The organism is Paenibacillus aestuarii (assembly GCF_027789125.1).
GTDB classification, from domain to species: domain Bacteria; phylum Bacillota; class Bacilli; order Paenibacillales; family NBRC-103111; genus Paenibacillus_E; species Paenibacillus_E aestuarii.
Genome location: NZ_JAQFVF010000030.1, coordinates 34,598 through 46,348, shown reverse-complemented (window position 1 = coordinate 46,348; position 11,751 = coordinate 34,598). Strand labels below are relative to the sequence as shown.

Genomic DNA, 11,751 nt, shown 5'->3' with positions numbered 1-11,751 from the left:
GCTGCTTTCTTATGACTATAAAGTAAGAATAGAAATAGCGCACTACCTTTTCGGAAGTACGCAGTAAAATATATCCTATCCTTTGACGGCGCCAGCCGACAATCCGCTAACCACTTTTTCTTGAGCGAGAAAATAAGCAATCATCAGAGGTAGTGAGCCAAGCGTAAGCGTCGCCATAATGCCGGGAATATTCACGGAGAATTCCCCGTAGAAAGCTTTCAATCCGAGCGGGAGGGTCATCTTTGCCGGTGTCGTAATCAGGACGAGACCAAAGACAAACTCATTCCAGATATGAATGAAGTTATAGATGGCAATCGTCGCAAGTGCCGGGCTTAACAAAGGAAATACGATGCTCCAGAACAGGCGCGCAGGGTTAGCACCATCCATGACAGCCGCCTCGTCCAGCTCTTTCGGAATTTCTTGAATAAATTGCGTAAGAATAATGACCGAAATCGGCAAACTGAAAGCGATGTAAGGGCCGACGAGCGCCCACATTGAATCGTATAATCCGATCTGTTTAGTGAGCATATAAATCGGAATCAATGTCGTATGCACGGGAATCATCATGCCGGCCAGAAACAAGTAGAATATCGGCCGATTCAACTTAAAGCGCATGCGCACTAACGGAAAGCTGATCATCGCTGACAGATAGATGATGGCTGTTACACAGATGAGCGAGACGATGACACTGTTGAGAAAATATGTATCGATCCCCAGTTTAAAAACGAGGGCATAGTTTTCAAAATTGAACTTGGGCAGCAGTGAAACAGGATGTTCAAAAAATTCCGGCTGCGTTTTTAAAGAAGTAGCCACCATATAGATGAAAGGATATCCTGTGACAACTAGCACAAGAATAGCAATCACATAAAGACCTACGCGTTGAATTGAATTTACCGCAGTCACTCGCTGTCCTCCTCCCCTTGTTACGACGCTTGAGCTCTGTTCTTATCCGCTGTGAGTATGAAGATGGCGACGATTAACGAGATGACAAACATCGTGAACGAAATCGTGCTCGCATAGCCCATGTTGAACTTAGCAAATGCTTGCTTGTACATGTAGGTAGCCATCAGTTCTGTGCTGCTGTCCGGACCGCCTTCGGTCATGACATAGATCAAATCAAAATATTTGAGCGATCCGATCACGGATAGAACCGAGGACGTGACAATGGTCGGCTTCAATAAAGGCAGTGTGATGCGCCAAAACTGCTTCCAGCCGCTTGCGCCGTCGATTTTGGCCGATTCATAAATTTCCTCCGGAATCCCGGAAATCGCCGCCCGGAATAAGATCATGTAAAACGGTGTAAATTGCCAGCAAATCGTAACGATTACAGCAAGGAATGCAGTCTTGGAGTCCCCGAGCCAACCCATCTGCCATGATTGAAGCCCCAGAAGCTCCAGCGCCTGATTAATAATCCCCATCGTCGGATCGTAAATAAACGTCCACAAGATACCTAGCGCGACGGTAGACATCAGCAGCGGCATGAAATACACGGTACGGAACAGGCGAATGCCTTTGATCGGGGCCATGAGCAGCAGTGCCATAGCGAGTCCCAACGGTAGCTGCGTAAAAATGGAGGCGACGACCAACAGCAAGTTGTTCAGAACCGTTTTCCAAAAAACGGAGTCCGCCATCAGCTTGATATAGTTATCGAAGAGAATAAAGGTTTTGTTCGATTCGATACCACTCCAATGAAACATACTGTAATAGAACGTTGAAAAGATTGGAAATATGACATATGTCAGATAAATAAGTAAGGCCGGACCGATAAATCCGATAATAAAAGCCGTATGCTTATGTTTGCGCGATGGAACGGCTTTCTGGAGCTCCACTTGGCCGGTACGTTTTTCTGCTAAGCTGTTCATCCCCTCGGTCTACCTCCGTTCAGCTGAATCTAAATCATCGGAAGGAAGGCTAGCTCTCCCTTCCCTCCGAGTGATCGTTCTTTTCGAACTACTTCTTCAAAATCTCTTTCGCTTTGGCTTCCATCTGTTTGGCCGCCTCCGCTGGTGTCATCGTTTCCCCAAACAACGCTTGCGTCGTATCTTTGTGCAGCTCAGCCAGATCCGGCGGCAAAGTTTGATCATAGAATGTCTGCAAGTACCCTGCCTTGCTCAGCATATCGTTCAGTTGAATAGCAAACGGGTCTTTATATTCCACGCCTTTCACCGCAGAGATCGCGCTCGTTTTATCGGTGAACTGCTGCGCCAGCTCTTGGGACGTTAACATTTTGACAAGCTCGACGGCTTTATCCGGATATTTGGACTTGGCTGCCACGGAGAAGACCGGGGAGACGCCACCGACGACGTTGGAGATGTTCCCCTTTCCGCCTGGAATCTCAGGGAATGGGAACATGCCCAGCTTCTTTTCAAAATCCGGCGCTTCATTGCGCACGTTATTGACATAAGAGGCGGTCTGCATTTCCATGGCCGCTTTTCCCGTATAGAGCAGCTGGCGGGATTGCCCCGTGTCATAAGTCAGTCCGTTAAAGCCCGGGTTAAACGCGCCACGCTTGACCAGATCCTGAATCATTTCACCGGCCTTTACGTAAGCCGGATCGTCGAAAGTACGGCCTGTGCGTTCAAACGCCTCCGAGAAAATTTGCGGTCCTGCAAGCTTCTCGGCAAAGTACATGAGGTAGAAGGCGGCCGGCCACTTCGTTTTATTCGCCATGGCGATGGGAATAATATTTTCTTTCTTCAGCTTGTCGATAATCGCCAGGAATTCATCATACGTTTTCGGTGGCTGCAGCTGATATTTGGCGAAAATTTCCTTGTTATAGAACATTGGAACAACCGACATCGCCAGTGGAGCTCCATAGATCTTGGAATTAAACGTAGCTGCGCCTATCGCTGCAGGAACGTAGGAATCGCTGTTCACTTTGCCCGTGAGATCCAGCACTTGGTTAGCGGATACAAACTGCTTCAGCCAGCCGCCTCCCCAGGAGTGGAACACATCCGGCGGACTGCCGCCGCCCATTGCTACAGACAGCTTGGTTTTATAGGCGTCGTTCGGAATTTGCACCGCTTCGACTTCCACATCCGGATTTTGCTGCATGAACTTTTGAACCGTAGCTTCAATTAATTCCTTTCTTTGCCCCGTTTCGATATACCAAAAGGAAAGCTTTTTCTTCTCGCCGGATGACGCTTGCGCCGTCTGTTTCGGCTCAGTGCCGCCGGTGTCTTTTTTACCGCTATCCGTCGCTGCCGTTTGCACGTTGCCCCCGCAGGCGCTTAATAAAAGCATACTAACAATGGAAAGTGAGGCCCATTTCTTCATTTCTTGTCTCTCCCCTCGCATGTTTGGTTACGCTTTCATTTTATCAAGTAAGCGGTTACACCATAAGCCCGATTGATTTGGTAAAATACCAATTTCATTAGATTGTGCCCGTAAAAAAAGCCGTCCGTAACCTTTTTCAGGCGAGGCGGCCTAAAAAGGGTCTGCGACGGCTCAGCTTTTTTGCCGGCTGCTCCTAAGCTTGCTTTACAGGGACAACGCTTTTTTCCCCGCTTCCAACACAGCTATAATGCGCTCTGCGTCATACACACTGCCTGCCCAAGTGCCTCCGCTGGCCGCTTGCAAGGCGGCCCATAACCGTGTATCCGCCGGGAGCTTCGGATCGGCCGATAATTCCGGGTGCGGCTCTCGGGAGGCGAGTACCCGACTTCCTTCCTCAGGGGTCAACACTTCGCCCCCCGTACCGATGAAGTTGATGCTGCCCTCTAAATGGTTACGGTCTACAACGATATCGATCAGGTCTCCATCCCGCAGTTTGCCTATCGGACCGCCTGCGAGTGCTTCCGGACCGACATGGCCGATACATGCCCCTGTGGAGACACCGGAAAATCTCGCATCCGTGATCAAGGAGACATATTTGCCATAAGATAAATGCTTGAGCGCAGATGTCAGTTGATACGTTTCCTCCATCCCCGTTCCCGACGGCCCTCGGCCCATCAGCACCATAATATCGCCCGGCTCAATGTGGCCATTTTTGATGGCGGCAATCGCCTGCTTCTCCATCGTAAATACTTTTGCCCGTCCGCGATGGCGGTACACGCCGTCCTCACCGACTACCGCCGGGTCAATCGCCGTGGACTTGATAACAGACCCTTCCGGTGCCAAGTTCCCCATAGGGAACGTCACCGTGGACGTCAAACCACGCTCCTTGGCACGCTCCGGGCTCATGATGACAGCGTCGGCGTCGATGCCGTCCAACTCCTTCAGCAGCCGTTTCATCCGCTGGCGGCGCTCACTGGTCTCCCACCAATCGAGAACCGAGCCAAGACTTACTCCGGATGCCGTCATTACGGTTTCGTCCAGGACGCCCAAGCTGCGAAGATGCAGCATCACTTCCGGCACGCCGCCCGCCAGGAATACCCTCACCGTAGGATGGTATTCCGGCCCATTCGGCAGGACGCTGACTAGGCGGGGCACGCGTTTATTGACGCGAATCCAGTCCTGCACCGTCGGCACGGGCACCCCTGCCGCATGCGCGAAGGCTGGAATATGCAGCAGCAAGTTCGTCGACCCGCCGAAAGCGGCATGTACCGCCATCGCATTGCGAATGGCTCCTTCGGTGAGGATGTCCTTCATGCGGATGCCCTTCTCTTCCAGCTGCATCATCGCCCGGGCCGACTGCCTGGCCATCTCTTCCCATACGGGCTGCCCCGACGGGGCGAGCGCTGCATGCGGCACGGTCATGCCCAGCGCTTCCGCCACGACTTGCGCAGTCGCAGCCGTCCCTAGGAATTGGCAACCCCCACCAGGGGTTGCGCACGCCCGGCAGCCGAGATCAGCGGCTTCCTCCAGTGTCATTTCCCCATTGGCGTATCTCGCCCCAATGGTCTGGATTTTCCCCGCGTCCTCGCCGGCCGTCGGCGGAAGCGTCACCCCGCCTGGCACGATCACGCAAGGCAGATCGTGCATGCCGGCCAGCGCCATCATCATGGCCGGCAATCCTTTGTCGCAGGTGGCCACACCGAGGACGCCCCTGCGCGTCGGCAAAGAGCGGATCAAGCGCCGGAATACGATCGCTGCATCGTTCCTGTAGGGCAAGGAGTCGAACATGCCTTCTGTCCCTTGCGAGCGTCCGTCACACGGATCGCTGACGTACCCGGCAAAAGGCACGCCGCCGCTGTCGGTAATTTCGGAGGCGGCGGCCTGCATCAGCAAGCCGACCTCCCAATGGCCCGTATGATAGCCGAGAGCAACGGGCGTACCGTCTTCCTTGCGGATGCCGCCTTGCGTGCTTAGAAGCAGATACTGCTTCCCTTTGAGACGCGAAGGTTTCCAGCCCATGCCCACGTTTTGCGTTAATCCGAACAACTCGCCGCTCGGTGCGTTCAGCAGCATTTCTTTGGTCAAAGGGAGTGAACCCGCCGGACCGCTCGCATGAGTGCGAACGGCATACAACTCGTCGTTGTCCTGTCCCATGATGAACTCCACATTCTCCTTCAAGACCTTCACCCTCCCTGGCCACAGTCGTCCGTCCCCATTGCGACGGCTCCATTGTGACCGCTTCCATTATGACAGCTTATCGGCCTGCGCCCGCTACAGGATTGATGAGTGTTCCAATCCCGGCAATATCAATTTCAATTCGGTCCCCATCTGCCAATGTAAAATCGTCCGGAGGCACGATGCAGGTTCCCGTCAGCAATACCGTGCCTTCGAAGAGCTCGTTATCCCTTACCAAGTAAGATGCCAGCTCTTCCAGTTTGCGCTTCAACTGGCCGGTGTTCGCCGTGCCTTCAACCACCGTTTCATCATGGCGATAAATCCGGCAGGCAATCTGCAGATCGTACGGGTTCTCCACCGTCTCCACGAGCCGGATCGCCGGGCCCAGGGCACAGGAACGTTTCCACACCTTAGCTTGAGGCAAATAGAGCGGGTTCTCCCCTTCGATATCCCGGCAGCTCATATCGTTACCGATCGTATACCCGATGATGCTCCCCTGCTTGCCAAGCACAAGCCCAAGCTCCGGCTCCGGTACCTGCCAGTGGGAATCGCTGCGCAGCTGCACTTCTTCGCCTGGCCCTACCGTACGGGCTGCCGTCGATTTGAAAAAAATTTCCGGCCGCTCCGCATCGTAAACTTTATCGTAGAACGTTAACGCGTTGGCGAGACCGCCCGTTGCTTCATAGTTGCGTGCTTCCCGGCTTCGCTGATACGTCACCCCGGCTGCCCATACCTCCGGCGCTTCGATCGGTACGGCTAAGGTCAATTCCTCAAGGCGCTCGGCAATTGGCTGCTGATCGCGAATCGCTGCGTGAACAAGTTCCAGCATCGTAACGCCTTGACCTTCCGCTTCCTGCTGCAGACTCAAATAATCGCTCTGCGGCAAAGTGTAAACATCCCCTTGATCAGTCACTGCGGCAAGCTGAAGCTGAGTTTCCTTCTGATAACGAATAATTCTCATTCGCACACACGCTCCTTCGGATTTGGTTAATGCCAGCTAAGCCTTCACGAAAACTGTTTTAATTGAAGTGAAAAACTCTATTGCTGCCTGCCCCTGCTCTCTGGAGTGCGAGCTGGACTGCTTCATCCCGCCGAATGGTGCCTGCAGCTCCACGCCTGCTGTCTCGGCGTTAACCCGAACCAGACCTGCATCCATATCCTGGATAAACGACAAAATGGAGCCGATATTGCTCGTGTACACGGATGCACTTAAACCAAACTCGCTATCATTCGCGAGCGCGATAGCTTCCTCGAGCGAATTCGCCCGAATCAGGGCCAGCACAGGTCCAAAAATTTCTTCTCTGGCAATCGTCATCTGCGGCGAGACTTGATCAAAAACTGTCGGCTGCACATAGAAGCCTTCCGCCAAGTCAGCCGAGGACGGTCTGCTGCCGCCAATTAGCAGCTTGGCACCTTCGTCTACCCCTTTTTGGATGTAACCCAGTACGGTTTCCAGCTGCTTCTCATTCGCACAAGGTCCCATCCAGATGCCAGCGTCCATCCCATTGCCGACCTGAATATTTGCTACTTTTTCCACAAGCTTCTCTTTAAAAGCGTCATATACCTCATTCAAAACGATGACACGGCTCGTCGCTGTACACTTTTGCCCAGTTGACCGCAGTCCTCCGCTGATCGTACCGTCGACAGCCAGATCCAAATCCGCATCAGCAGCGACGATGACCGGATTTTTGCCGCCCATCTCTAGCTGGTACTTCGCCCCTCGTGCCAATGCAGCCTGACCAACCTGCTTGCCGACCTGATTCGAACCGGTAAAAGAAATGCCATTCACGTCAGGATGCTCCGCCAAACCTTGTCCGATCACTGAACCGCTGCCGCATACAAAGTTAACTACGCCTGCAGGCAGACCTGCTGCTGCCAAGCACTCGATCACTTTGGCTGCGGTAACCGCTGTTTCCTGTGCCGGTTTCAGGACGACCGTATTGCCGTAGATCAGCGCCGGCGCCATTTTCCAAATCGGAATCGCAACCGGGAAGTTCCATGGCGAGATGATCCCGACCACACCGAGTGGAGCCCGCGTCGTGAACATCAGCGCCTCGCTGTCACTGGATGGAATGACATCACCAACCGGTCTCATTCCCTCTCCGGCGTAATAACGCAAAATCGCAACGCCTCGCAGCGTCTCGCCTTTCGCTTCGGGGAACGTCTTCCCCATCTCCCGGGTCATCGCTTCGGCGACTTCGTCGGCTCGCTGCTCCAACAGATTAGCCGCTTTATAAAGAAGGTCTCCTCGCGCCGCACCGGATAGCTTCCGCCAAGAACGAGAAGCTGACTTCGCCGCCGCAACGGCCCGATCCAGGTCCTCCTTCGTCGACGCTTGCACGTAGCCTACGACTTCCTTTGGATTGGCCGGATTCACACTTGGAACTGTCTTGCCTGAGGAAGCCCCCATCCATTCTCCGTTGATGTAGTTCAAATACACTTGATCTGCGGTAAAAGCACCCATACTGTCATCTCCTTTTATTTTGTTTTACATTATAAAACTATGTTCTTAAAAATTTATAAATAAATACCCCGTTGGGGGTACGTATTCACTAATCGCCAACTTATCCTATCGCTTGAAACCAAGATGTTGGGAGACGGACTCCCCCTCTTGTTGCAGCTGGGCTATGTACACTTGAAATTGCTCATCATCGATTGCGGATGTCATCGTTGAAAGGCTCATCGCTGCAATCACCTGGTTCGAATGATCACGGATGGGAACCGCGCCACACCTGACGCCTGCTTCATTTTCCTGATTGTCAATAGCGAAGCCCTGCTCCCGAACCTGTACAAGCTCGCGCAGCAGTGTATCCTGATCTTGAATCGTCTGCGCGGTCTGGACGTGGAAATGATACTGGCGCAGAAGGTCTTCGAGCTTATCCTGTCTCATGTGCGCCAGCAGGACTTTCCCTACCGCACTGCTATGGAGTGGGACCCGGCGCCCGATGCGCGAATAACGTATAGCCGCTTTGGCGCCTTCTACCTTATCAATATATACGCCTTCTTTACCGTCAAGTATGACTAAGTTCGTCGTTTGTCCCGTCCGCTCCGACAACGCTTCCAAATGCTTGCGGGCAACGCTCCGGACATCCATTCCTTGAAGCACGAGCTGGCCTTTCTCAATTAGCTTTAGCCCGAGGCGGTACTTGCCTGATTCTTGATTTTGATCGATATACCCGTGAAGCTGTAAGGTTCTTAAAAGCGAATGAACCGTGCTTTTGTGCAGGTCCATTCTCGCACTGATCTCCGTGATCTTCAGTTCTGTCGTATGCTCGTCGAACAACTCTAAAATGTTCATTGCCCGATCTAACGCTTGTATAATTGGCATGTATTCACTCCTGCTACCATTTGCAAAATGTTCTATATTGTAAAACTAGCATCTATATTATACAACTATATCTTAAAAAATTTGGCCGACTTTTTCAAGACTATTTTTGGCAGTATTCAAGCTTCTCCTCATTTTCTAATTTTCACACAAAAAAACACAACCAGCGCTCCCCAGCGCCGACTGTGCTTTATATCTAAACCGCTTCGTTCGAATCTTTCGTATCCACCGTCAAACCCGTCTTCCTTTTAACCTCGATGTACTCGATAAACGGAATAACAAGCTTCGGATCAAATTGCTGGCCTGCGAATCGCTTTAGCTCCTCAATCGCTTCCTCCACCGTCTTCGTCTTTTGATACGGCCGCTCCGTCGTCATGGCATCGAACGAGTCAATGATACACAGCATTCTGGCCAACTTGGGAATCTCGTCGTTTTTCAGCCCGTACGGATAGCCCTTGCCGTCAAACCGCTCATGATGCAGTTCGACCAGTGGCACAAGGTCATTATACTTGCCCGTCGCCAAGACGATTTCTTTGCCCCAAAGCACGTGCTTCTTCACCATTTCCCATTCGTCGTTCGTCAGCTTGGACTTCTTGTTCAGAACGTCTCGCGGAATTTCCAGCTTGCCGATGTCATGCACCAAAGCGCCCAAAATAAGCAGCCTGCGCTCTTCATCGCTAAGTCCCAGCACGTCCGCCATATCCACGGCGTAAGAATACACACGTTTGGAATGCTTAAAGGTATAGACATCTTTCGACAGGAATATTTTCAACTGCTGTTCCAAATCGTGAATTTCCTGTTCAATGCTTTGCGGAAGCTGACTTTGCTCGCCGTAAACCGTTACGGTATTCTTGCCCTTTTCCTTCGCTGCAGAGAGCGCCCGGTAGGTCAGATCGATGAGCTGAGATTTATAATAGTTTTCTCTCGACACTTCATAAATACCGGCTGAGAACGACACACATCCATGCGGCAGCACATCGACGCCATCAAACGGGATATCATTAATCTTCTTGCGCAGATCGTTAACAAAAGCAAAAGCTTTCGCCTTGTCATAGCCCGGCATAATAATGGCAAACTCCTCGCCGCCGTAACGCGCTGCCAGAATCTCTCTGGCTTCGCACTCTTCTTTGATCAGTTTTCCATAGAAACTTAACAGCTTGTCACCCTGTGGGTGCCCGAATGCGTCATTATACTTTTTGAAATCGTCCAAATCCAACAGCGCCAGCGAGAATGAACGATCCTGTTCACGATATTCTTGAATGGATGATTCTAATTTCTCTTCAAAATAACTATGATTAAACAGCCCTGTCCGGCTGTCCTTGTTCGCCTTTTCACTCATCTCATTGTACATCTTAAATAACCGCTGAAACGCATGCGAGAGCATCATGGTAATGGCCAAGAAGAGGAACAGTCCCAAGTACTGGCTGCTCGTTATTAACACCACTAATACAATAGAAAGCAAGAGTGTGCTTAAATATGCAAAAAGCGCGTCTTTAATAAAGCTTCTTATCACATCAAATAAATTGCCTTTATACAGCAGATAGAAATAGAACCCGATTAACATCACATTGATAAAGAAATATACCGTCAAAGCCATAATATAAGCTGGCAAACGCTGAGCGTCCAGTTCGCCTACTTTGCCACCCAACCAATAATAAGTCAGGTTTGCCCCCGATATCATGATCGTATACACAGCAAAGTTGAATAGATGCTTCCACCAGGCCATCTTGCGATGAATCATCATAAAAATCACAGCGCTAATGATCAGGATCGTTAGCGCAAAACTTCCGCCGAAAACAAAAATTGCCGCCAGATAGACAGATGAATCCATCGATTGCAGATTACCTTCCGGAGGCAGTTGGAACGTGAAATAATCTAACACCAGGACAGCAATAACTAAAGAGTAGATCATGACCCACTGGGAGAGTGAAAAACTATGATGGAACCACTTAAAAGTCACCATAAAAATTAAGGCACCTGTTAGATAAACTAGTAATGTATAGCTTTTACTAGGTTGACGCAATTGGGCGATGACTCTACGCGCGGCCTCCATGGGTTCATACGACCTTTCTCGATAAAATCTATCAAAATAAATTAAGGGAAACAGACAAAAATCCTGTTTCCCTTAATATAGCATAATTATGCAATTAAATTAATATCGAGTTATCAAGGTCCTGTTAGTTTAAAGCCAGAAGAAAGCGCGATGATGACGGATGTAACGATGATCGCATTGATAACGACACGGCTGTACTTCATATCTAGTAACTTTTTCATAGTAACTCTCCTTTCGCTTTAAATGTACGATGGAATTACTTTATTTCTACAAGAGAGGCCTCCACTTTGTGGGAAAGCATCACTTTTTGTAGATAAATGAACATGCCAAAATTCATGATGACATCCCCGATGCTGATGGCCTGCCTTCTTGGATAAGGCGGTGATAGCGGAATAATATCTCCTAGAAACGGGAGATGTGTTGCGCTGGTCATAAGTACGTGCTTATAAATCACAGGATCTTCTTTGAGCATTTTCAAATAAATCGGATCCAATACCGATGCGGCCTCTTCGGAGACCGGCATACGTCCGCCATTAGCTAACATAACGACTGTATTCAGCACGACACCGGCAAAAATGAACCAAAAGCCTCTTTCATGCCGATTCAACCAGAGGACATAGAGTCCTACCAAATAAACGGCAATAAAAAAGTACCCATTGTAATGGGCGAGAAACTGATTGGAGCCCTGAAAATACATAAGCACAAATTGAAAGAGTAATAGCGCTGGGAAGATATATCCGCCCCGAATCCGGACCATCGATAGAGCTGTTAGCCCATTCATGAAACCGGCTCGGATGAAGCCAACGATTAAACCAATAACGATGCCATCATAAACCATGAAGCAGCCCCTTCTTCTCTAGCAATTATTGTCTGAAAATGCTGTCAACCCTGACAATTGTATGCTTGTGTTTACAAAAATTAT

General features: G+C 50.4%; 9 protein-coding genes. All 9 read right to left on the bottom strand.

Annotated elements, in window-relative coordinates:
* Nucleotides 1–75: 75 nt before the first annotated feature.
* Nucleotides 76–903 carry a carbohydrate ABC transporter permease gene (locus O9139_RS14525; RefSeq protein WP_270880188.1) on the bottom strand — a complete coding sequence of 276 codons (828 nt, stop codon included), beginning with the start codon at nt 901–903 and terminating at the stop codon, nt 76–78.
* Between the two features lie 20 nt (nt 904–923).
* A complete protein-coding gene (locus O9139_RS14520; protein WP_270880187.1) occupies nt 924–1,862 on the bottom strand; it encodes a carbohydrate ABC transporter permease in 939 nt (312 codons plus the stop codon).
* An 88-nt stretch (nt 1,863–1,950) separates the two neighbouring features.
* Nucleotides 1,951–3,276: an extracellular solute-binding protein gene (locus O9139_RS14515; protein ID WP_270880186.1), complete on the bottom strand. Its 1,326-nt coding sequence runs from the start codon at nt 3,274–3,276 to the stop codon at nt 1,951–1,953.
* A 204-nt stretch (nt 3,277–3,480) separates the two neighbouring features.
* Nucleotides 3,481–5,430: a YjhG/YagF family D-xylonate dehydratase gene (locus O9139_RS14510; RefSeq protein ID WP_270880239.1), complete on the bottom strand. Its 1,950-nt coding sequence runs from the start codon at nt 5,428–5,430 to the stop codon at nt 3,481–3,483.
* Between the two features lie 100 nt (nt 5,431–5,530).
* The gene (locus O9139_RS14505) at nt 5,531–6,412 is read right to left on the bottom strand and encodes a fumarylacetoacetate hydrolase family protein (RefSeq protein WP_270880185.1); all 882 of its coding nucleotides are present in this window, start codon (nt 6,410–6,412) and stop codon (nt 5,531–5,533) included.
* Between the two features lie 36 nt (nt 6,413–6,448).
* The gene (gene gucD, locus O9139_RS14500) at nt 6,449–7,915 is read right to left on the bottom strand and encodes an alpha-ketoglutaric semialdehyde dehydrogenase GucD (RefSeq protein ID WP_270880184.1); all 1,467 of its coding nucleotides are present in this window, start codon (nt 7,913–7,915) and stop codon (nt 6,449–6,451) included.
* A gap of 105 nt (nt 7,916–8,020) precedes the next feature.
* The gene (locus O9139_RS14495; RefSeq protein WP_270880183.1) at nt 8,021–8,779 is read right to left on the bottom strand and encodes an IclR family transcriptional regulator; all 759 of its coding nucleotides are present in this window, start codon (nt 8,777–8,779) and stop codon (nt 8,021–8,023) included.
* Nucleotides 8,780–8,972: 193 nt separating this feature from the next.
* The gene (locus tag O9139_RS14490; protein WP_270880182.1) at nt 8,973–10,739 is read right to left on the bottom strand and encodes a bifunctional diguanylate cyclase/phosphohydrolase; all 1,767 of its coding nucleotides are present in this window, start codon (nt 10,737–10,739) and stop codon (nt 8,973–8,975) included.
* A gap of 346 nt (nt 10,740–11,085) precedes the next feature.
* Complete coding sequence (locus tag O9139_RS14485) at nt 11,086–11,667, bottom strand: DUF5317 domain-containing protein (protein WP_270880181.1); 582 nt, start codon at nt 11,665–11,667, stop codon at nt 11,086–11,088.
* Nucleotides 11,668–11,751 lie beyond the last annotated feature (84 nt).